The 21,658-nt window shown below is 68.4% G+C and carries 17 protein-coding genes and 1 tRNA gene; 14 read left to right on the plus strand and 4 right to left on the minus strand.

Annotated features, from left to right (window positions below):
* Positions 1-9 precede the first annotated feature (9 nt).
* The gene (locus EJC77_RS06230; RefSeq protein WP_240629848.1) at positions 10-753 is read left to right on the plus strand and encodes a GAF and ANTAR domain-containing protein; all 744 of its coding nucleotides are present in this window, start codon (positions 10-12) and stop codon (positions 751-753) included.
* A gap of 84 nt (positions 754-837) precedes the next feature.
* Here the strand turns inward: EJC77_RS06230 and bcp are convergent, their stop codons facing one another.
* Entirely contained in the window at positions 838-1,311 is a 474-nt protein-coding gene (gene bcp / locus EJC77_RS06235; protein WP_125610737.1) for a thioredoxin-dependent thiol peroxidase, read from the minus strand.
* 170 nt (positions 1,312-1,481) lie between these two features.
* Positions 1,482-1,557 (minus strand) — tRNA-Lys (locus EJC77_RS06240).
* A gap of 202 nt (positions 1,558-1,759) precedes the next feature.
* Here EJC77_RS06240 and ilvD point away from each other — a divergent pair.
* From ilvD to ilvC, 4 genes are all read left to right on the plus strand, one after another.
* Positions 1,760-3,499, plus strand: a complete 1,740-nt coding sequence (gene ilvD / locus EJC77_RS06245) for a dihydroxy-acid dehydratase (protein ID WP_125610739.1) — start codon at positions 1,760-1,762, stop codon at positions 3,497-3,499.
* A gap of 479 nt (positions 3,500-3,978) precedes the next feature.
* Positions 3,979-5,859, plus strand: a complete 1,881-nt coding sequence (locus EJC77_RS06250; protein WP_125610741.1) for an acetolactate synthase large subunit — start codon at positions 3,979-3,981, stop codon at positions 5,857-5,859.
* Positions 5,860-5,861: 2 nt separating this feature from the next.
* On the plus strand, positions 5,862-6,374 hold the full coding sequence (gene ilvN, locus EJC77_RS06255; RefSeq protein ID WP_125610743.1) for an acetolactate synthase small subunit: 513 nt from the start codon (positions 5,862-5,864) through the stop codon (positions 6,372-6,374).
* Positions 6,375-6,429: 55 nt separating this feature from the next.
* Positions 6,430-7,455, plus strand: a complete 1,026-nt coding sequence (gene ilvC / locus EJC77_RS06260; RefSeq protein WP_125610745.1) for a ketol-acid reductoisomerase — start codon at positions 6,430-6,432, stop codon at positions 7,453-7,455.
* 249 nt (positions 7,456-7,704) lie between these two features.
* On the opposite strand, the gene EJC77_RS06265 is transcribed toward ilvC, so the two are convergent.
* The gene (locus tag EJC77_RS06265; RefSeq protein ID WP_125610747.1) at positions 7,705-8,874 is read right to left on the minus strand and encodes an ROK family transcriptional regulator; all 1,170 of its coding nucleotides are present in this window, start codon (positions 8,872-8,874) and stop codon (positions 7,705-7,707) included.
* A gap of 289 nt (positions 8,875-9,163) precedes the next feature.
* On the opposite strand from EJC77_RS06265, the gene EJC77_RS06270 reads away from it, so the two are divergent.
* From EJC77_RS06270 to serA, 8 genes are read left to right on the plus strand one after another with little or no spacing between them, the layout of a single operon-like run.
* The gene (locus EJC77_RS06270; protein ID WP_125610749.1) at positions 9,164-10,417 is read left to right on the plus strand and encodes an ABC transporter substrate-binding protein; all 1,254 of its coding nucleotides are present in this window, start codon (positions 9,164-9,166) and stop codon (positions 10,415-10,417) included.
* Positions 10,418-10,436: 19 nt separating this feature from the next.
* Positions 10,437-11,348, plus strand: coding sequence for a carbohydrate ABC transporter permease (locus EJC77_RS06275; RefSeq protein WP_125610751.1), 912 nt, complete (start codon positions 10,437-10,439; stop codon positions 11,346-11,348).
* The gene (locus EJC77_RS06280) at positions 11,338-12,258 is read left to right on the plus strand and encodes a carbohydrate ABC transporter permease (RefSeq protein WP_125610753.1); all 921 of its coding nucleotides are present in this window, start codon (positions 11,338-11,340) and stop codon (positions 12,256-12,258) included. Before EJC77_RS06275 ends, EJC77_RS06280 begins: the two co-directional genes overlap by 11 nt.
* Before the next feature lies 1 nt (position 12,259).
* Entirely contained in the window at positions 12,260-13,234 is a 975-nt protein-coding gene (locus tag EJC77_RS06285; protein ID WP_240629850.1) for an ROK family protein, read from the plus strand.
* 53 nt (positions 13,235-13,287) lie between these two features.
* The gene (locus EJC77_RS06290; protein WP_420820301.1) at positions 13,288-14,826 is read left to right on the plus strand and encodes a M81 family metallopeptidase; all 1,539 of its coding nucleotides are present in this window, start codon (positions 13,288-13,290) and stop codon (positions 14,824-14,826) included.
* The gene (locus EJC77_RS06295; RefSeq protein WP_125610757.1) at positions 14,820-16,178 is read left to right on the plus strand and encodes an alpha-L-fucosidase; all 1,359 of its coding nucleotides are present in this window, start codon (positions 14,820-14,822) and stop codon (positions 16,176-16,178) included. Before EJC77_RS06290 ends, EJC77_RS06295 begins: the two co-directional genes overlap by 7 nt.
* 3 nt (positions 16,179-16,181) lie before the next feature.
* Positions 16,182-17,108, plus strand: coding sequence for a copper homeostasis protein CutC (locus EJC77_RS06300; RefSeq protein WP_125610759.1), 927 nt, complete (start codon positions 16,182-16,184; stop codon positions 17,106-17,108).
* An 11-nt stretch (positions 17,109-17,119) separates the two neighbouring features.
* Positions 17,120-18,715 carry a phosphoglycerate dehydrogenase gene (serA, locus tag EJC77_RS06305; RefSeq protein ID WP_125610761.1) on the plus strand — a complete coding sequence of 532 codons (1,596 nt, stop codon included), beginning with the start codon at positions 17,120-17,122 and terminating at the stop codon, positions 18,713-18,715.
* Between the two features lie 84 nt (positions 18,716-18,799).
* Here serA and EJC77_RS06310 read toward each other — a convergent pair whose 3' ends face one another.
* Positions 18,800-19,900, minus strand: coding sequence for a PQQ-dependent sugar dehydrogenase (locus EJC77_RS06310; protein WP_125610763.1), 1,101 nt, complete (start codon positions 19,898-19,900; stop codon positions 18,800-18,802).
* 80 nt (positions 19,901-19,980) lie between these two features.
* Between EJC77_RS06310 and metG the strand changes: the two genes are divergently transcribed.
* The gene (gene metG, locus EJC77_RS06315; protein ID WP_125610765.1) at positions 19,981-21,552 is read left to right on the plus strand and encodes a methionine--tRNA ligase; all 1,572 of its coding nucleotides are present in this window, start codon (positions 19,981-19,983) and stop codon (positions 21,550-21,552) included.
* Positions 21,553-21,658: the final 106 nt, after the last annotated feature.

The raw sequence follows: 21,658 nt of genomic DNA on the forward strand, positions 1-21,658 counted from the left end.
CAGCGCGGTGTGGGGGTGGCGGAGGAAATCTCGGTGGAGGTTGCGGCTGTGGAGTTGGAAGACTTGTATGAGGCGGTGCTTCAGGGGTCGGACATTCGCGCCTTCCTTGATGAGTTGGTGGCGCGGACGGCCACGGATCTGACCGGGGAGGCGGTGCTGTGCGGGATCACGTTGTTGAGGCCCAAGCGGGCCGTGACCGTGGCGTGCAGTGAGGCCCGGGTCCGGGATCTGGATGAGCGCCAGTATGGCGCCGGGGAGGGTCCGTGCCTGACCTCGGCCGAGTCGGGGCAGGTGGAGTATATTCGCGATGTGCGCTCCGAGCGGCGCTGGCCGGCGTACATTGGCGCCATTTCCTCCACGGCGACCCGCTCCGTTCTGGCCGTGCCGTTCCCGTTGGAGGGGGAGTCGTCGGCGGCATTGAACCTGTATGCCGATGTGCCCGAGGCGTTCGATGACGCAGCGGTCGAATCGGCCCGCTTTCATGCGGTGAGCACGTCGCGGGCGCTGCGGTTGGCGTTGCGGATCGCCTCGCTCACCGATGCCCGGGATGACCTGGCCGCGGCCCTGATGGGGCGGACGTCGATCGACATCGCGGTGGGGATCATCATGGGGGAGAACAGGTGCGATCAGGATGCGGCGGTGGAGATCATGCGGCGGGCGTCCAATGCCCGGCAAATGAAGTTGCGCGACGTTGCCGCGGCGGTCATCGCTACGGTGTCCACCGCCGGGACCCGGACCCACTTCGAGCCCTGAGTCGGTGACACGGGGCCCGTCGGATCCCACCGCACGAGGCACCCGAGGCCGCATCCGACCGGGCACCGGCCCCACGGGTGGGGTCTAGGCGGCGATTTTCAGGTCGCGGCGCAGCTTCGCCACGTGGCCGGTGGCGCGCACGTTGTACTGGGCGGCCTCGATCCGCCCGTCCGCGCCGACGACGATCGTGGACCGGATGAGCCCCTCATAGGTGCGGCCGTAGTTCTTCTTCTCGCCCCACGCCGCGTACGCCGCCGCGACCGCGTGGTCCGCGTCGGAGAGCAGCGGGTAGGTCAGACCCTGGTCGGCGGCGAACTTCTCGAGCTTGGCGACGGGGTCGGGGGAGAGCCCCACCACGGCGTAGCCGGCAGCTTGCAGCGGGGACAGGCTGTCGCGGAAGTCGCAGGCCTCCTTCGTGCAGCCCGGCGTGGCCGCGGCCGGGTAGAAGAACAGGATGACCTTGCGCCCGGCGTAGTCGGACAACGACGTCGTGCCGCCGGCCGCGTCCGGCAGGGTGAAGGCGGGCGCTGCGTCTCCAGCGGCCAGGGGTGATGACATGGTGGATGCTCCTTTGATGAATTTTCACTCTACCGTCAGGCCCGGGGCCGGCTGAAAACCCGCGTCGTTTTCCTGTGACGCTCCCTCGGGGGTCGCATGTGGTTGGATGCGCATACAAAAGAAGCCGATTCCGGTCAGCGCGTTGACGCGCTGACCGGAATCGGCTTCCGTGGTGCACCCCCCGGGACTTGAACCCGGAACCCATTGATTAAGAGTCAATTGCTCTGCCAATTGAGCTAGAGGTGCATTCGCACTGCTTCGAACCCCGTGGACCGTGCCCCGGCGTTCTCCGCAACGACATGAAACACTACATGATTTTCCCGCCGGTGTGAAATCGGAGTGGGCCGTCGCGGCGCCGATCACTACTCCGGCGTGCCACTGTCCGCATAGTGACCCGTCGGGGCGCGTGCTGGCAGGTCTGGCGACGCTGGACTTAGACTTAGCGACCATGAGCGTGGAGACCAATTCAGAAAGCACCGTCCCCAGGACTGCCGACGGCCAACCAGACATCAAGCCCCGCAGCCGCGTCGTCACGGACGGCATCCATGCCGCCCCGGCCCGCGGCATGTTCCGTGCCGTCGGCATGGGCGACGACGACTTCGCCAAACCGCAGATCGGCGTGGCGAGCTCGTGGAACGAGATCACCCCCTGCAACCTGTCCCTGAACCGGCTGGCCCAGGGCGCCAAGGAAGGCGTCTTCGCCGGCGGCGGCTTCCCCATGCAGTTCGGCACGATCTCCGTCTCCGACGGCATCTCCATGGGCCACGAGGGCATGCACTTCTCCCTGGTCTCCCGCGAGGTCATCGCCGACTCGGTCGAGACCGTCATGATGGCCGAACGCCTGGACGGCTCCGTGCTGCTGGCCGGCTGTGACAAGTCGCTGCCCGGCATGCTGATGGCCGCCGCCCGGCTCAACCTCGCCAGCGTGTTCCTGTACGCCGGCTCGATCATGCCCGGCTTCGCGAAGCTGGAGGACGGCTCCGAGAAGGAGGTCACGCTGATCGACGCCTTCGAGGCCGTCGGCGCGTGCGCGGCCGGCAAGATGAGCATGAAGGACCTGGACGCCATCGAACGGGCCATCTGCCCCGGCGAGGGCGCCTGCGGCGGCATGTACACCGCCAACACCATGGCGTGCATCGGGGAGGCCCTGGGCATGTCCCTGCCCGGCTCCGCCGCCCCGCCCAGCGCCGACCGCCGCCGCGACATGTTCGCCCGCCAGTCCGGCGAGGCGGTCGTGAACCTGCTGCGCAAGGGCATCCGCGCCCGCGACATCATGACGAAGAAGGCGTTCGAGAACGCCATCGCCGTCACCATGGCGTTCGGCGGTTCCACGAACGCCGTCCTGCACCTGCTCGCGATCGCCCGCGAGGCCGGTGTGGACCTGACCCTGGCCGACTTCAACCGCATCGGCGACAAGATCCCGCACCTGGGCGACCTGAAGCCGTTCGGCCGCTACGTCATGTTCGACGTCGACAAGATCGGCGGCGTGCCGGTCATCATGAAGGCACTGCTCGACGCCGGCCTCATCCACGGCGACTGCCTCACCGTCACCGGCAAGACCGTCGCGGAGAACCTGGCCGCCATCAACCCGCCGGACCCGGACGGCAAGGTGCTGCGGGCCCTTGACAACCCGATCCACAAGACCGGCGGCATCACCGTGCTGCACGGCTCGCTCGCCCCGGAAGGCGCCGTCGTCAAGAGCGCCGGCTTCGACCTGGACGTCTTCGAGGGCACGGCCCGCGTGTTCGAGCGCGAGCAGGGCGCCCTGGACGCGCTCGACAACGGGCGGATCCACGCCGGCGACGTCGTCGTCATCCGCTACGAGGGCCCGAAGGGTGGTCCCGGCATGCGCGAGATGCTCGCCATCACCGGCGCCATCAAGGGCGCCGGGCTCGGGAAGGACGTGCTGCTGCTCACCGACGGCCGCTTCTCCGGCGGCACCACGGGCCTGTGCATCGGCCACGTGGCGCCGGAAGCGGTCGACGGCGGCCCCATCGCCTTCGTGCGCGACGGCGACACCATCCGCGTGGACATCGCGGCCCGCACGTTCGACCTGCTGGTCGACCCGGCCGAGCTCGAGGCCCGCAAGGTCGGCTGGGAGCCGCTCCCCGGCAAGTTCACCTCCGGCGTCCTGTCCAAGTACGCCAAGCTCGTCAACAGCGCCAGCACCGGCGCCTACTGCGGGTAGGGACGAATCTTCGGTGGTCGAGCTTGTCGAGACTTCGGTGGTCGAGCTTGTCGAGACCTTTGGTCTTGTCGAGACCCAGGTCTCGACAAGCTCGACCACCGGGTCGGCTCGACCGGCGTGACCACAGAGTGGACACCCATGTCCGGGATGTGAGACGGGATGGTGGCCGTTTGACACGCGGGAGAGGCGACGGCAAAACTACAGGTATGCAACCGAAACTCGTAGTCGTCATTAGCTAGCGCGTGACGAGGTGGCCCCAGAACGGGTCACGGTCCTTTTGACACAACAGAAGCGAACTGCGAGTCACGCGCAACCCCCTCTCAGGAGCCATACCGGCTGAGGGGTTTTTTTGTTTCCACCACCAGCGGCAACTCAGAACCGGCGTGAAGTTCAAGCCAGGCACGGCGCGGGCCAGTCCAGGCACGTACCCGAGACGGCAAGTAAATATTGAGAGCATGAGTTCCCCTAAGGATGAACCGATGAGTAAAGGATCGCCCGCCAGTCCGGCATTGCTGGCTGCCAAGTCCCCGGGCCCTGCCGGCCACGCTGGAACCGGTGCCGCACCCGCCCACCCGGCCACCGCCGTCGTGGGTCCCAACCGCGTTGTCGAGCCGATCGAGATGACCGGCTCGGAGGCCATCGTCCGGTCGCTGGAGGAGCTGGGTGTCACTGACGTCTTCGGCCTTCCCGGTGGCGCGATCCTTCCCACCTACGATCCGCTGATGGCCTCAAGCCTGAACCACATCCTGGTCCGGCACGAGCAGGGCGCCGGCCACGCCGCGCAGGGCTACGCCATGGTCACCGGGCAGGTCGGCGTGTGCATCGCCACCTCCGGTCCGGGCGCGACCAACCTGGTCACCCCGATCATGGACGCGCACATGGACTCGGTGCCGCTCGTGGCGATCACCGGCCAGGTGTCCAGCGGCGTCATCGGCACGGACGCGTTCCAGGAGGCCGACATCGTGGGCATCACCATGCCCGTGACGAAGCACTCCTACCTCGTAACCCACGCGCAGGACATCCCGCGCGTCCTGGCCGAGGCCTTCCACCTGGCCTCCACCGGCCGGCCCGGCCCCGTGCTGGTGGACGTGTCCAAGGACGCCCAGCAGGGAACCATGACGTTCTCCTGGCCGCCGGCGATAGAACTGCCCGGCTACCGCCCGGTGTTCCGTGGCCACAACAAGCAGTTGCGTGAGGCGGCCCGGCTGATCCGCGAGGCCGCCAAGCCCGTGCTGTACGTGGGCGGCGGAGTCGTGAAGGCGCACGCCTCGGCCGAACTGCTGGAGCTGGCCGAGCTGACCGGCGCCCCCGTGGTCACCACGCTGATGGCGCGCGGCGCGTTCCCGGACTCGCACAAGCAGCACGTGGGCATGCCCGGCATGCACGGTTCGGTGTCCGCCGTGACCGCGCTGCAGCAGGCCGACCTGCTCATCACCCTCGGCGCCCGCTTCGACGACCGTGTGACGGGTATTCTGAGCACGTTCGCCCCGCATGCAAAGGTGATCCACGCCGACATCGACCCAGCGGAAATCTCCAAGAACCGCACGGCGGACGTGCCGATCGTGGGCTCGGTCAAGGAGATCATCCCGGACCTGACCGCCGCCGTGCGCGCCGAGTTCGACGCCGAGGGCACCCCGGACCTGGGCGACTGGTGGTCGTTCCTGGACAACCTGCGCCAGACCTACCCGCTGGGATGGACCGAACCCGAGGACGGGCTCATGTCCCCGCAACGGGTCATCTCGCGCATCGGGGAGCTCACCGGCCCCGAGGGCGTGTACGTGGCCGGTGTGGGCCAGCACCAGATGTGGGCCGCGCAGTTCATCAAGTACGAACGCCCGCAGGCCTGGCTGAACTCCGGCGGAGCCGGCACCATGGGGTATTCGGTCCCCGCGGCCATGGGGGCCAAGGTCGGCAACCCCGACCGCGTGGTGTGGGCGATCGACGGCGACGGCTGCTTCCAGATGACCAACCAGGAACTGGCCACCTGCGTGATCAACCAGATCCCGATCAAGGTCGCCATCATCAACAACTCCTCGCTGGGCATGGTCCGCCAGTGGCAGACGCTGTTCTACGACAGCCGCTACTCCAACACGGACCTGAACACCGGCCACAACACGGCCCGGGTGCCGGACTTCGTGAAGCTGGCCGACGCGTACGGTTGTGCCGGGCTCCGCTGCGAACGGGCCGAGGACATCGACTCGACCATCCAGGCGGCGCTGGCCATCAACGACCGCCCGGTCGTCATCGACTTCGTGGTCAGCCCCGACTCCATGGTGTGGCCGATGGTCCCGTCCGGAGTGAGCAACGACCAGATCCAGGTTGCCCGCAACCTGACCCCGGCATGGGAAGAGGAGGACTAGGGATGACACGGCACACACTGTCCGTTTTAGTTGAAGACAAGCCCGGCGTGCTGACCCGTGTGGCCAGCCTTTTTGCCCGCCGCGCCTTCAACATCAACTCGCTGGCCGTCGGGCCGACCGAAATCGCCGGGATCTCCCGGATGACGGTCGTGGTCGACGCCCAGGGCGATCTGATTGAACAGGTCACCAAGCAACTCAATAAACTGGTCAACGTCATCAAGATCGTTGAACTGGTGAGTGAGAATTCCGTGCAACGGGACCACATCCTGGTCAAGGTACGTGCGGACGCCGCGACAAGGCTGCAGGTCACCCAAGCCGCAGACCTCTTCCGCGCCTCGGTGGTTGACGTGTCCACAGACTCGTTGACCATAGAGGCCACCGGCCACCCGGACAAGCTTTCGGCACTGTTGAATGTGCTGGAGCCGTTCGGCGTCCGTGAAATCGTGCAATCCGGCACCTTGGCCATTGGACGGGGAACCCGTTCCATGAGCGACCGGGCACTTCGCGCCTCCTAGGCGCACCACTTTTCGCATCTTTGCAGCACCCCAACAAATATTTAGGAGTTACACAGTGACCGACATGTTCTATGACGACGACGCCGACCTGTCCATCATCCAGGGACGCAAGGTCGCCGTCATCGGCTACGGCAGCCAGGGCCACGCGCACGCGCTCAGCCTGCGCGATTCCGGCGTCGATGTCCGCGTCGGACTGAAGGAAGGCTCCAAGTCCCGCGCCAAGGCCGAGGCGGAGGGCCTGCGCGTCCTCAGCGTCGCCGACGCCGTGAAGGAAGCGGACCTGATCATGGTCCTGACCCCGGACCAGGTCCAGCGCTTCGTCTACGCCGAGGACATCGCCCCGAACCTGCAGGCCGGTGACGCCCTGTTCTTCGGCCACGGCTTCAACATCCGCTACGGCTACATCCAGCCGCCGGCCGACGTCGACGTCGCCCTGGTCGCCCCGAAGGGCCCGGGCCACATCGTGCGCCGCGAGTTCGAGGCCGGCCGCGGCGTGCCGGACCTGATCGCCGTCGAGCAGAACGCGTCCGGCAAGGCCAAGGAACTCGCCCTGTCCTACGCGAAGGGCATCGGCGGCACGCGCGCCGGCGTCATCGAGACCACGTTCACCGAGGAGACCGAAACGGACCTGTTCGGCGAGCAGGCCGTCCTGTGCGGCGGCGCGTCGCAGCTGATCCAGTACGGCTTCGAGACGCTGACCGAGGCCGGCTACAAGCCGGAGGTCGCGTACTTCGAGGTGCTGCACGAGCTGAAGCTGATCGTCGACCTGATGGTCGAAGGTGGCATCGCCAAGCAGCGCTGGAGCGTGTCCGACACGGCCGAGTACGGCGACTACGTCTCGGGCCCGCGGGTCATCGACGCCCACGTGAAGGAAAACATGAAGGCCGTGCTGGCCGACATCCAGAACGGCGCGTTCGCCAAGCGGTTCATCGACGACCAGGATGCCGGCGCCCCCGAGTTCGCCGCGCTGCGCAAGAAGGGTGAGGACCACCCGATCGAGGCCACCGGCCGCGAACTGCGCAAGCTGTTCTCCTGGATCAAGACCAGCGACGACTACACCGAAGGTTCCGTCGCCCGCTGATCCCCGGTGGTCGAGCCTGTCGAGACCGGGATCTCGACAGGCTCGATCACCGCAACCGGTGGTCGAGCTCGTCGAGACCAGGGCGCTCGTCGAGACCCGGGGATCTCGACAGGCTCGATCACCGCAACGGCGCCCGTCCGGCCATCTGGCCGGGCGGGCGCCGTCGTCGTTAACGACAAGGCGCGACGGCGGGTGCCCACCAGACGTCCGATCTCTCGGCCCGATTTGGGCCGGCATTGGCGGTTGCGGTCAGTGGCCGGCGGGACGCGACTGGCCGAGAATCTGGTCCAGCACGAGCCGCGCGGCGCCGTGCAACCCGGCGTCGGGTCCGGTCCGGGCCGCCTCGATGCGCAGGTTCTGGGTCACCAGAGGATGGCACCCCTCATAGACCCGGCTGCGCACGGCGGCGATGAACAATTCGCTGGACGCCATGCCGCCGGTCAGGAACAGGCAATCCGGGTTGAAGAAGTTGACCACGCTGGAGAGCACCTCGCCCAGATAGGTTCCGGCCGTGCGAAGCATCGTGGTGGCAATCGGGTCGGCCTTGTGCACCAGATCCAGCACGTCCGCGGTCGACTCTACCGCGACGCCCTGGCGGGCTAGCTGGCGGACCAGGCCGGCGCCGCTGGCGATCGTTTCCAGGCACCCGGTGTTCCCGCAGCTGCACGGTTCGTCCCCCGCCGCGGCCACGCGCGTGTGCGTGACGTCCCCGGCGGCCCCCGTGGCCCCGCGATACAGTTCGCCGCGAACGATGATGCCGCTGCCGATGGCCGTGCCGGCCTTGACGGTGATGCTGTGCTGGTCCGGACCCAGCTGGGCGTGGTGCTCACCGAGGGCGCTGAGATTCGCGTCGTTGTCCACGACGGCCACCGCGCCGAACTCGCGTTCCAGCCAGGCACGCACCCCGAAACCGGGCCAGTCGGGCATCCGGGATGGCAGCTTCACATCGCCGGTGGCGACGTCCACCGGCCCCGGCAGCGCCAGCCCGACGCCCTTGATCCCCGCCGGTCCTCCGGACGCGGCGGCCATCGCCTTCATGGCGTCCGCGATGGTGCGCAGGGTGGGCTCGGGTCCCTCCTCGACCCGCACGGGCAGGCTGCGCGTCTCGACCAGGCTGCCGGTCAGGGTGAATCGCCCGATGCGCGCGTGGTGCCCGCCCAGGTCGGCCACCATGATGTGCCCGCCGTCCTCGCGCAACCGCAGCACGCGCGGCTTGCGCCCGCCCCGCGACACGCCCGTCCCGTCCTCGACGACGACGCCGAGTTCGGTGAGCTCGTTGATCCGCAGCGCGACGGTCGACGGCGCCACGCCCAGGACGCGTGCCAACTCGCTGCGGGAGGTGGCGGTGCCATGGGCGATGTGCTCGATGATCGCCTGGGTCTGCCGACCCGGCGGTGGGGTTGGTAGTGGCATGGGCATGAACTTTTCCTTGCTGTCGAAGTAAGTCGATTCTAGGCTCTGGCGACTGGATCGGCGGCCGACATGTCCCCAGGCTGGCAAGATTCGCGCGGTGTTCACTAAACATCGGATGAAAGTCTTGGTATTGGAGCGATGATCTGCCATGATTACTTTACGCAGTCGGCATCAGAAGTTAGTTCGAGAATCGAAATAACTTGGGAATCTTCACCTCTGCACGAGCCACTGCACCCGATCCATCGAACCTATTCGTGGGGACACCCGGTCCCGAAGCGTGAGGAGAAACCATTCCATGAAGAAGAAACTTGCGGGCGCGGTCGCGGTGGCCGCGACGGCGGCGCTGCTGCTGACCGGTTGCGGCGCCGGCAACGAAGCCAAGGCCTCGTCCAACAGCGTTGTCATTGACATGTGGGCCGGGAGCGCGGACGACACCGCCGCCCTGAACGCCCAGCTGAAGATCGCCAAGGAGGCGAACCCCGGCCTGGACATCTCGCTGCGCTCCGCCCCGTGGGGCGACTACTTCACCAAGATGACCACGAACATGGCCTCCGGCAACATGGCCTGCATCTCCGGCATGAACAGCGGCATGCTCTCCAGCTACACCGCCGGCTTCGACGAACTCACCCCGGCCGATTTGAAGACGGCCGGGCTGTCCGAATCCGACTTCGCGCCCGGATCGCTGGACATCCTCAAGAACAAGGGGAAGTTGTACGGTGTTCCGTTCGACATCGCCACCATGCTGGTCTACTACAACGCCGACCTACTCAAGAAGGCCGGGGCGCCCACACCGAAGGACGGGTGGTCGTTCGACGACTTCGAGAATACGGCCAAGGCCGCCACCAAGAACGGGAAGTTCGGCTTCGCCATGGGCATGGGGGACTTCCAGTGGCAGGCACTGCCGATCGCCAAGTCCGGCACGCAGCCGGCAAAGGCGGACGGCACCCTCGACCTGACCAACCCGGCCTTCGCGGACGCCGCAAGCTGGTACGCGTCCCTGGTGACGGAGAAGAAGGTCGCCGCCCCCGTGGCCAGCGCCTCCGACACCGGCTGGGGAGAGACCCAGTACTCGGGCGGCAACGCGGCCATGGCCGTGGACGGCACGTGGAACGCCGTCAGCTACCTGAAGAACGACGCCGGATTCACCGCCGGCATGGCCGCGCTGCCCACCGGCGCCAAGGGGTCCCTGGGCCTGATCCTGGGCTCGGGCTTCGGCATTGCCAAGGGCTGTGCCAACAAGGAGGCCGCGCTGAAGGTGCTCGGATCCCTGCTGGGCAAGAAGGCGCAGGACTACATCGCCTCCTCCGGCCGCAGCTATCCGGCACGTGTGGAGTCGCAGCCTCTGTACTTCGAGTCGATCGACGCCAAGTACCGGGCCCAGGTCAAGTCCGTCTTCACCGACGCGTTCAAGCAGGTTGAGGGCCAGCACGTCAGCGACAACTGGTCCAAGGTCGGCACGTACATCCAGCCGAACCTGGTGAGCGTCTACAACGGGCAGGACTCCATGTCCAAGGTGCTTCAGAGCGCCCAGCAGCAGTTCGGCAAGTAAACGACCAGGAGCACACCCCATGACCACCACCGTGCACGACCGTCGTCGTGGTGCGCTGGCCAGGGCCGAATCCCGCCACGCGCTGGGCTTTGTCAGCCCAGCGCTGGCCGGATTGGCCTTGTTCACCATAGTTCCCGTCGTCCTGTCCATCGTGATGGCGTTCTTCGACTGGCCCACCTTTGGCGACAGGAAGTTCGTCGGCTTCGACAACTACATCAAGCTTTTCACCGGCAGCCCCGACTTTTGGCCCGCGTTGCGCAACACCGCGGTCTTCACCGTGCTCTACGTGCCGCTGAGCGTCATCCTGTCGCTGCTGCTGGCATTGAGCCTGCATTCGCGCATCCGCGGCCGTGCCGTCCTGCGCATCCTGTTCTTCATTCCCGTGGTCACGCCGATGGTCGCCAACGTGCTGGTCTGGAAGATGATGCTGCAGCCGCAGGGGCTGTTCAACGGACTGTCCACGTCCTGGTTCGGCGTCGAGCTGCCGAACTTCCTGGCCGACCCGCAGTGGGCCATGATGATGGTGGTCATCATGTCCGTGTGGCAGGGCCTTGGCTACAACATGCTCATCTTCTCCGCCGCGCTCGAGCAGCTGCCGGAGTCGGTCCTCGAGGCCGCCAAGATCGACGGCGCCCGCGGGTTGCGCATGTTGTGGAGCGTGACGCTGCCGCTGGCGTCGCCGTCGATCTTCTTCGCCAGCATCATGACCATGATCAGCTCGCTGCAGGTGTTCGCCCAGCCCCAGCTGCTCACCGGCGGCGGTCCCGGCAATGCCACCCAGCCGCTGGTGCAGTTCATCTACAACCAGGGCTTCAAGTTCCAGGATATGGGCCTTGCCGCGGCCGCCGCCTGGATCCTGTTCGCCATCATCATCATCCTGACGGCACTCCAGTTCGGCGTGCAGAAGAAGTGGGTGCACTATGAGCACTGAGCTCCTCGATTCCCCCGCCAGGCCGCGCCCGGCGGGTGGCGCCACGCCGCGCAAGGCCAAGGCGCCCAGATCCGTCCGCACACCCCGCGAACGTCTCCGGCTGGTGGTCGCGCACGTGTTCATCTACCTGGCGGCCGCGATCTTCATGGCACCGCTGGTCTATGCGTTCTTCTCCGCGCTCAAGCCCAATTCGGAGATGTTCTCGATGCCGCCCCGGCTCATCGGCTCCGAAATCCGGTGGAGCAACTTCGCCGACGTCTTCGCCTACGGGCCGTTCCTGCGTTACATCCTGAACTCGTTCTTCGTCGCCATCGCCGGGACCCTGGTGGTGCTGGTCGTCTCGACCACGGCCGGCTATGCGTTCGGCCGGCTGCGCTGGAAGGGTCGTGACGCCGTGTTCGTGCTGTTCCTGGCAACACTGATGGTGCCGCAGGAGGTCACCGTCATCCCGATGTTCATCGTCATGCAGTGGCTTGGCTGGGTGGACACCTACCAGGCGCTGATCCTGCCGTTCGCGTTCACCGCATTCGGCACGTTCCTGATGCGCCAGTTCTTCCGCGGCATCCCGTTCGAGCTGGAGGAGGCCGCCCGCGTCGACGGGGCCGGGCCGCTGCGCTCCTTCTTGCAGATCATCCTGCCGCTGGCGAAGCCGGCCGTCGCCGTGCTCGCCGTGTTCACGTTCATGTCGTTCTGGAACAGCTACCTGTGGCCGTTGATCGTGACGGTCGACTACGACAAGCTGGGCACGCTGCCCGTGGGCCTGGCGACCTTCTCGGGCCTGACCGGGACCCGGTGGGACCTGCAGATGGCGGCGGCCATCATCTCGATGATTCCCACCACCGTGCTGGTCATCGCGCTGCAAAAACATCTGGTCAAGGGCATTTCGATGGCCGGTCTGGGCGGTCGCTAGCGTGTCATCGAATCCCACCCCACCCCCCATTGCGGCCGGCATCGACATCGGCGGCACCAAGACCTCGGCGATCCTGTCCACCCGCGGCGGGTCCATCCTGGCCCACGCGGCGGTGCCAACCCCGGCCGGTGAGGGCGGCCCCGCCATGAGCGCGGCCGCGGCCGGCCTGATCCGGCGCCTCGAGGAGACCAGCGGGTTCCGGGCCGTGGCCGCCGGGGTCGGCGCTGCCGGCGTCATCGACCAGCTGGCCGGCGTCGTCACCGCAGCCTCGGCCTCGTTCGCCGGCTGGGCGGGCTTTCCGCTGGCGGCCGATCTCGGCGAGCGCACCGGCCTGCCCGTCGTCATCGACAACGACGTGAACGCGTTCCTGCGCGGCGAAATGTCCTATGGGTCGCTGCAGGGCGTCACCGACGCCCTGGGCATCATGCTCGGCACCGGCGTTGGCGGGGCCATCGCCTGGGACGGCATGGTCTTTTCCGGACCGCGCGGCGCGGCCGGGGAGATCGGCCACACGCCCGGCTACGGGGACATCAGGTGCACGTGCGGGCAGTACGGGCACCTGGAGACCCTGGCCTCGGGCCGGTCCATCAGCGAACGCTTCGCCGAGGCCGTCGGCAGTGCCGAGCGTCTGGGCGCCGCCCACATCGCCGGGCTGGCCCGCGAGGGGGATCGCCGTGCCGTGGCCACCTTTGACGCCGCCGGCCGGGCCCTGGCGCTGGCCATGTCCACCGCCGCGAACCTGCTCGATGTGCGGGACGTGGTGGTCGGTGGTGGTGTGCGCGGCGCCTGGGACCTGCTGGAGCCGGCCCTGCACGCCACGCTGGCGGACAACATGCCCGTTTCCGGCTATCCGCTGCTGGTGCACGCCGGCGTCCTGGGCAGCCACTCCGCCGCGCTCGGCGCCGCCGCCGCCGCCTGGCAGCTGATTGATACGGCCACACTCGAGAACAACAAGAAAGCAGGTGTCACGTCGTGAACCACCCCGAACCGGTTGACGCGTCAAACGTTTGGTCGGGTCCGCTTCCGCCGGTGGCCGACGGCGGGCTCGCCAGCCCGCGCATCGGCGTCGGCGGCATATCCATCGAATCCAGCACGTTCAGTCCGCACATCAGCGGCGACGACGCCTTCACCGAACGCCGCGGCGAGGACCTGCTGGGCTACTACGGCTTCCTGGACACCGGCGCCGAACTCCGCGAAGCGGCTGACTGGGTTCCCCTGGTCCAGGCCCGCTCGCTGCCCGGCGGAGCCGTCGCCGCGGCCACCTATGAACGCCTCAAGACGGAGATTCTCGACGGCATCCGTGCCCAGGGCCCGTTCGACGGTTTCTACTTCGACATCCACGGCGCCATGAGTGTTGTCGGGATGGTCGACGCCGAGGGAGACCTGGCGGGTGCCGTGCGCGACGCCCTGGGCCCGGACACGCTGGTGTCCACCTCGATGGACCTGCACGGGAACGTCTCCCGGAACCTGCTGGACGCCACGGACCTGATCACGTGCTACCGGATGGCCCCGCACGAGGACGCCTGGAACACGAAGGAACGCGCCGTGCACAACCTGTTGCGGCGGTTGCGTGCGGCCACCGGGGCCGACGTCGACGCCCGGCGCCCCCACAAGGCGTGGCTGCAGGTGCCGGTGTTGTTGCCGGGGGAGAAGACGAGCACGCGGATTGAACCGGCGCGCAGCCTCTACGCCGAGGTCCCCGCGGTCGCGGCGGAAGCCGGCGTCCTCGACGCGGCAATCTGGGTGGGATACGCGTGGGCCGACGAACCGCGCTGCCAGGCCGCCGTCGTCGTCACCGGCGACGACGCGCGGGCGGTGCGCGCCGGCGCGGAACGGCTGGGCCGCGCCTACTGGGCGGCCCGCCGCGATTTCGAGTTCGTCGCCGACGCCCTGCCGCTGGACCAGAGCCTCGATGCCGCCCTGGCCGCCGGGGCGCCGCGTCCGTACGTCGTCTCCGACTCGGGCGACAACCCGACCGCCGGTGGTGCCGGGGACGTGTCCTGGACGCTGGGACGGCTGCTGGCCCGGGAAGAGTTCGCCGACGGTTCCACCACCGTGGTGCACGCGTCCATCTTCGACGCCGAGGCCGTTGCCGCCTGCGTGCGGGCCGGGGTGGGCGCGCGGGTCGACCTGCGCGTCGGCGCCATCGTGGACGCGGGCCCGAGCGGACCCGTCGCGCTGTCCGGCACCGTGTACTCGATCACCGACGGCGACAAGGATGCGGGCACCCAGGTCGTGGTGCGCAGCGGCGGCGTGCACGCCATCGTCACCGAACGGCGCAAGCCGTTCCACCACCTGGCCGACTTCACCATGCTGGGCATCGACCCGCACGCCATGGACGTGGTGGTCGTGAAGATCGGCTACTTGGAGCCGGAGTTGTACGAGCTGGCGGCCGGCTGGAAACTGGGCCTGACCCCGGGCGGCGTCGACCAGGACCTGCTGCGCCTGGGCCACCACCGGCTGGCGCCGGGGGTGTTCCCGTTCGAGGACACCAGCCTCGAGCCGGACCTGGCCGCCGTCGTCACGAGAGTCCAGGGTGGAACCGTTGTGGAGGAACCCGCATGCTGAACTTCGAGACCCGCGTCGGCCCCGACCTCGGCGCCGACGCCCCCACCTACCCGGCCCGGGACGTACCCCAGTGGTACCGGGACGCGAAACTCGGCTTCTTCATCCACTGGGGCCTGTACTCGGTGCCGGCCTGGGCCACGGCGCACGGGGCGGGCGGCGTCCCGGCCGAGGACGCCTACGCCCACCACCAGTACGCCGAGTGGTACGGCAACACGGTGCGCATCCCCGGCAGCCCGACGTGGCGGCGCCACCAGGACCTATACGGCACGGGGACCGGTTACGAGGACCTGGCCGACCTGTGGGACGCGGATGCCTTCAATGCGTCGGCGTTCGTCGGCAAGCTTGTCGGCGCCGGCGCGCGCTACATCATCCCGACCACCAAGCACCATGAGGGCTTCTGCCTGTGGGACACGGACACCACGGCCTTCAACGCCGCCCGCCGCGGCCCCCGGCGCGACCTGATCGGCGAGATCGGTGCGGCGACCCGGGAGCACGGGGCCCGCTTTGGCGTGTACTTCTCCGGCGCCCTGGACTGGCACGTGAGCGATTTCCCGCCCATCGAATCCGACACCGACCTGTTCCGCTTCCGCCGCAACGATGAACGGTTCGCCCGCTACAGCGCCGCACAGCTGGAAGAACTCGTCCACCGGTTTGCCCCGGACATCCTGTGGAATGACATCGACTGGCCGGACGGTGGCAAGGGCCGCGACGACTTCGCCGTGGCCGCCCTGCTGCGCCGCTACTTCGAGGCCGTGCCCGACGGCGTGGTCAACGACCGCTGGGGCGTGCCGTACCACGGCTTCCTCACCCGCGAGTACCGGCACGTCGAAGACATCGTCGACCAACCGTGGGAGTCCACCCGGGGCCTGGGCTATTCGTTCGGCTACAACCAGGCCGAGGGGCCGGAACATTCCCTCTCCGGGGAGGCCCTCATCCGGCTCCTTGTGGACGTGGTGTCCAAGAACGGCAACCTGCTGATCAACGTGGGCCCGCGGGCCGACGGCAGCATCCCGGACCTGCAGGAGGCGGCCATGGCCGCCATGGGGGTCTGGCTGGGCGCCCACGGCGAGGCGATCTACGGCACCCGGCCGTGGCGGCGTGCCACGGACCGCAACGGCGGCTCCCCGGTGGCTTACACGCGCAAGGGCGGCTCCGTGTTCGTCCACGCCCTGGATCCGGCCGCGGGCCGGTTTGTGCTGCCGCCGGAGTTGGCGTCGGCGCCGGCCGTGCACTGGCTGGCGGACGACGGCGGTGCGCCGGGTGCCGCCGTCGGCCGCGGTGGCGAGGTGGTCATCCCGGCCGCGCTGCGCGCCGACGCCGTGGCCGTGGCGCGCGTGCAGGCGGGGGAGTAACCGATGGTGGCGCTCGCACCGTCCCGGTGGCGCACCCTGGAGATCGCCGTCCAGGACCCGGCAGGGGCGCACCTCGCCCTGGCCGCGGGGGCGGACCGCGTCGAGCTGTGCTGTGCGTTGTCCGTCGGCGGGTTGAGCCCGTCGATCGGGCTCGTGGCGGCGGTCGTGGACGCCGTCGACGCGGCGCCCGGGTTCGTGCACGTGCTGGTGCGGCCACGCCAGGGTGGGTTCGTCTATGACGCCGGCGAGGTCGAGACCACCGTGCGGGACATTGCGGCCCTGCGTGGTACGGGGGTGGGCGGGGTGGTGGTCGGAGCGCTGACCCCGGCCGGCGCCGTCGACCGGGGCGCCATGGAACGCTTTGTGGAGGCCGCCGGCGGCCTGGAGGTGACATTCCACCGGGCCATCGACGTGTGCCCGGACCCGGTGGCGGCCGTTGGCGTGCTGGCGGAGATGGGCGCCACACGCGTGCTGACCTCCGGCGGCGCCCTGCGGAGCATCGACGGGGTGGACACCATCGCGGCGCTGGCGGTGCGCGCCGCCGGCCGGCTGCAGGTCATGGCCGGTGGTGGTGTGGGCGTCGCGGACATCGGCCGGTTGCTGGCCGCCGGCGCCGACTCCGTGCACCTGTCCGCCCGCATGGCGGCACCGTTCGCCGGACCGTGCGGTCCCGGCGGCGGGGACGACGGGCACGATGCGACGGACGCGGCCGTGGTGGCCCGGGCCGTCGCCGCGATTCGACGGTTCACGGCAGAAAATCCGGCACACGGCGATTCCGCCGATGGCCCCCTTCCTTGTGAGATGCTTCACAACCGGACCGCGATGGGCGTAATATCCGGCCCACGCGGCGGGATCGGCGCGCCGGGACGATATTCTGGGCAGGACCGGGCGCAGCGCGCCGGTCACGCATCCACCGCCGGTCCAAAGTAAGGTGCCAATCCGTGTCAGCCACGAAGCCCGTCGTTCTCCTCGCCGAGGAACTTTCGCCCGCCACGATCGAGGCGCTGGGCCCCGATTTCGAAATCCGCCAGATCGACGGGTCCGACAGGTCAGCACTGCTCCCGGCCATCGCCGACGTCGACGCCATCCTGATCCGCTCCGCCACCCAGGTCGACGCCGAGGCCATCGCCGCCGCGAAGAACTTGAAGGTCATCGCCCGTGCCGGCGTCGGGCTGGACAACGTGGATATCAAGGCCGCCACCCGGGCCGGCGTCATGGTCGTGAACGCGCCGACGTCGAACATCGTCTCCGCCGCGGAGCTGACCATCGGGCACATCCTGTCCCTGGCGCGGCACATCCCGGCCGCCAGTACGGCGCTCAAGGGCGGGGAATGGAAGCGCTCGAAGTACTCGGGCACCGAGTTGCTCGAGAAGAAGCTGGGCATCATAGGCCTGGGCCGCATCGGCGCACTCATCACCGAGCGTGCCAAGGCGTTCGGCATGGAGGTCCTCGCGTACGACCCGTATGTCACCTCGGCCCGCGCCGCCCAGCTCGGCGTCCAGCTGCTGAGCCTGGACGAGCTGCTGGCGCAGAGCGACTTCATCACCATCCACATGCCCAAGACGCCGGAAACCGTCGGCATGATCGGCGCCGACGCGTTCGCCAAGATGAAGGAAACGGCCTACATCATCAACGTGGCTCGTGGCGGCCTGATCGACGAGGATGCGCTCCACACCGCGCTCGTCGAGGGACAGATCGCCGGCGCCGGCATCGACGTGTACGTCAAGGAACCGGCCACCGACGTCGACTTCCTCAAGCTCGACAACGTGATCGGCACCCCGCACCTGGGCGCCTCCACGGCCGAGGCGCAGGAGAAGGCCGGCGTGTCCGTGGCCAAGTCCGTGCGCCTGGCGCTGGCCGGAGAGCTGGTCCCGGACGCCGTCAACGTCGCCGGCGGCATCATCGCCCCGGACGTGCGTCCCGGCATCCCGCTGATCGAGAAGCTCGGCCGCATCTTCACCGCCCTCACGCACGACTCGGTCACCCAGATCGACGTCGAGGTGGCCGGCGAGATCGCGTCGCTGGATGTCAAGGCGCTGGAACTGGCCGCGCTCAAGGGCGTGTTCAAGGACGTCGTCTCCGAGCAGGTCTCCTACGTCAACGCCCCGGTCCTGGCCGAACAGCGCGGCATCAACACCCGCCTGATCACCACCTCCGAGTCCGCCGACTACCGCAACGTGCTGACCATCCGCGGCGCCCTCTCCGACGGCGCGCAGATCTCCGTCGCCGGCACGCTGACGGGGCCGAAGCAGATCCAGAAGATCGTCGCCGTCAACGGCTACGACCTGGAGATCCCGATGAGCGACCACCTGCTGGTCATCACGTATGCCGATCGCCCGGGCGTCATCGGCACGCTGGGCCGCCTGCTTGGCGAGAACGGCGTTAATATCGCCGGCATGCAGGTCGCCCGCCACAGCGAGGGCGGCCAGGCGCTGGCGCTGCTCACCGTCGACAGCTCCGTCCCGCAGTCGGTGCTCGATGCGATCCGCACCGAGATCGGCGCCGCCATGACCCGCGAGGTCGACCTGGAGGACTGACCTTGCCGCGGTGGTCGGGCCTGTCGGTGGTCGAGCTTGTCGGTGGTCGAGCCTGTCGAGACCCGGTGATTTCGGCAGGCTCGATCACCGCAATCCGGCGACGACGATCTCGTCATCGCCGCCGTGGTTCGTCAGTATCCACAGGTCCCGGCCGTGACCGGTTGCCTGCGGCGCGGCGACCACGTCCCGCAGCCTGCCGAACTGGCCGCGGAAGAACTCCCGGGGCTGCGCCGGTTTGGTCCCGTCCAGCGCCACCGCCCACAGCCGCTCGCCGCGCAGCGCGGCCAGGTACGCCACGCCGTCGACGATGACCAGCCCGCTCGGTGAGGCATCGGCCGTCGACGGCCAGACCACCAACGCGTCGATCAAGCCCGGGCGCCCCGGTGCTCCCGTGACGATCGGCCAGCCGTAGTTGCCGCCGGGTTGGATCAGGTTCAGTTCGTCATTGACGTCCGGACCGAACTCACTGGCCCAGAGCCGGCCGGCCGCATCCCAGGCCAGACCCTGGACGTTGCGGTGGCCGTAGCTGTAGACGGCGGTGCCGAACGGGTTGCCCGGCGCCGGTTTTCCCTCGGCGGTGATGCGCAGGATCTTGCCGTTGAGGGACCGCCGGTCCTGGGCGCTTTCCGGGTGCAGGGCATCGCCGGTGCCCACGTACAGGTACCCGTCCGGACCGAACTTGATCCGGCCGCCGTCGTGGTTGCCGGCCTTTGCAATGCCTGTCAGCAGGACCTGTTGCGGACCCAGGCGGCCGTCCCGGTAGGTCATCCGGACCACCCGGTTGTCGTTGGCGCCGGTGTAATACGCGTACAGGTAGTGGTCCCTGGCGAAGGTGGGCGCCACGGCCAGGCCGAGCAGTCCGCCCTCGCCGCCGGGCACGACGCCGGACACCTTGCCCACGGCGGTCGCCTGCCCGTCCCGGATCAGCTGCACCGTGGCCGTTGCCCGTTCGGAGACCAGGGCCGTACCGTCCGGCAGCGTTGCGATGGACCAGGGCTGTTGCAGGCCGGGGGCGAGTGTGGCCGTCACCGTCAACCGGACCGCCGTCGTCGGGGCCGGCGGGGCCGGCGCCGGCTCCGAGGGCGTGCACCCGCCGGCCAGCACGCCGCCGGCCAGGACCGCGGCCAGCACGCCGCCGGCTACCCGGGTCGTCAGGATTCCGTGGCCCCAGCGTTTGGTTCCCATCGCGCCCACCTAGGTTTCGCCGTCGTCCGCCATTCGTTCACGGTGCGGCGTTTTGACGTGGTTCAGGGTAATTTCTTAGTGTGACATCATCTGCTGGCAAGACGCCTTACTACATCACCACCGCCATCACTTACCCCAACGGTGTGCCGCACATCGGGCATGCCTACGAGTACGTCGCCACCGACGCCATGGCGCGGTTCAAGCGGCTCGACGGCTTTGACGTGATGTTCCTGACCGGCACCGATGAGCATGGCATGAAGATCGCGCACACTGCCGCGAAGGAGGGCATCACGCCCAAGGAGCTGGTGGATCGCAACACGGCCGCCTACAAGTCCGCGCACGCCGTCCTGGACATTTCCTACGACCGCTTCATCCGGACGACCGACGCCGACCACTACGCGGCGTCGCAGGCCATCTGGAAGAAGATGGAGGAGGCCGGCGACATCTACCTCGGCAAATACGAGGGCTGGTACTCGGTGCGCGACGAGGCGTTTTACGGCGAGGATGAGATCGAACTGCGCGCCGACGGCATCCGCTACTCCAAGGCCACCGACACGGAGCTGACCTGGACGGAGGAGGAGAGCTACTTTTTCCGGCTCTCCAGCTACCAGGACAAGCTGCTGGCCCTGTACGCCGACCGGCCGGATTTCGGCGCGCCGCGCACGCGCTTCAACGAGGTCATCAGCTTCGTCAAGGGCGGCCTGGAGGATCTCTCCATCAGCCGCACCACGTTCGACTGGGGCGTCCCGGTGCCCGGCAACGACAAGCACGTCATGTACGTCTGGGTGGACGCGCTGACCAACTACCTCACCGGCGTCGGCTACCCGGACACCCAGTCGGAGAGCTTCAGGAAGTTCTGGCCGGCCGATGTGCACGTGATCGGCAAGGACATCTCCCGCTTCCACGCCGTGTACTGGCCCGCGTTCCTGATGTCCGCCGGGCTGGAACTGCCCAAACGCGTCATGATCCACGGCTTCCTGAACAACAACGGCGTGAAGATGTCCAAGTCGCTGGGCAACGTGGTGGCCCCGGCCGACTGGGTGGCGCAGTACGGGCTGGACCAGGTGCGTTTCTTCCTGCTCCGCGAGGTGCCGTTCGGCGCCGACGGCTCGTACAGCCATGACGCCGTGGTGGGCCGCATGAACGCGGACCTGGCCAACAACCTGGGCAACCTGGCGCAGCGGTCGCTGTCCATGGTGGCGAAGAACTGTTCCGCGGCGGTGCCCGCACCGGGGGACTTCACGGTGGAGGACAAGACGATCCTGGAGGCGGCCGGCGCGCTGCTGCCCTCCACGCGGGACGCGTTCGAGGTGCAGGACTTCCACCGGGCGCTGGAGCACATCTGGACCGTGCTGGGCGACACGAACGCGTACTTCGCCGAGCAGGCGCCGTGGGTGCTGCGCAAGACGGACCCGGCCCGGATGGAAACCGTGCTGTACGTGACGCTGGAGGTGTTGCGGATCGTGGCCATCCTCATCCAGCCGGTGGTGCCCGGGTCGGCCGCGAAACTGCTGACCGTGCTGGGCCAGGGCGCCTCCGACGACGACGCGTCCCGGCGGTTCAGCGCCATCGGGACGCCGCTGCGTCCCGGGACCGTGCTCCCGGCCCCGACGCCCATCTTCCCGCGCTACGAGGAGCCCGCCGAGGCGTAGCCCCGCTCGGTGGCCGAGCTTGTCGAGACCTGCGCCCGTTTCCGCTTTCTGCCACCGCTCTGCCGGGCGCGGAAAGCGGGAGCGGGCGCATTTTTCGCCGCCCGGC

Source organism: Specibacter cremeus (genome assembly GCF_003946885.1).
In the GTDB taxonomy this organism is placed as follows: Bacteria; Actinomycetota; Actinomycetes; order Actinomycetales; family Micrococcaceae; genus Specibacter; species Specibacter cremeus.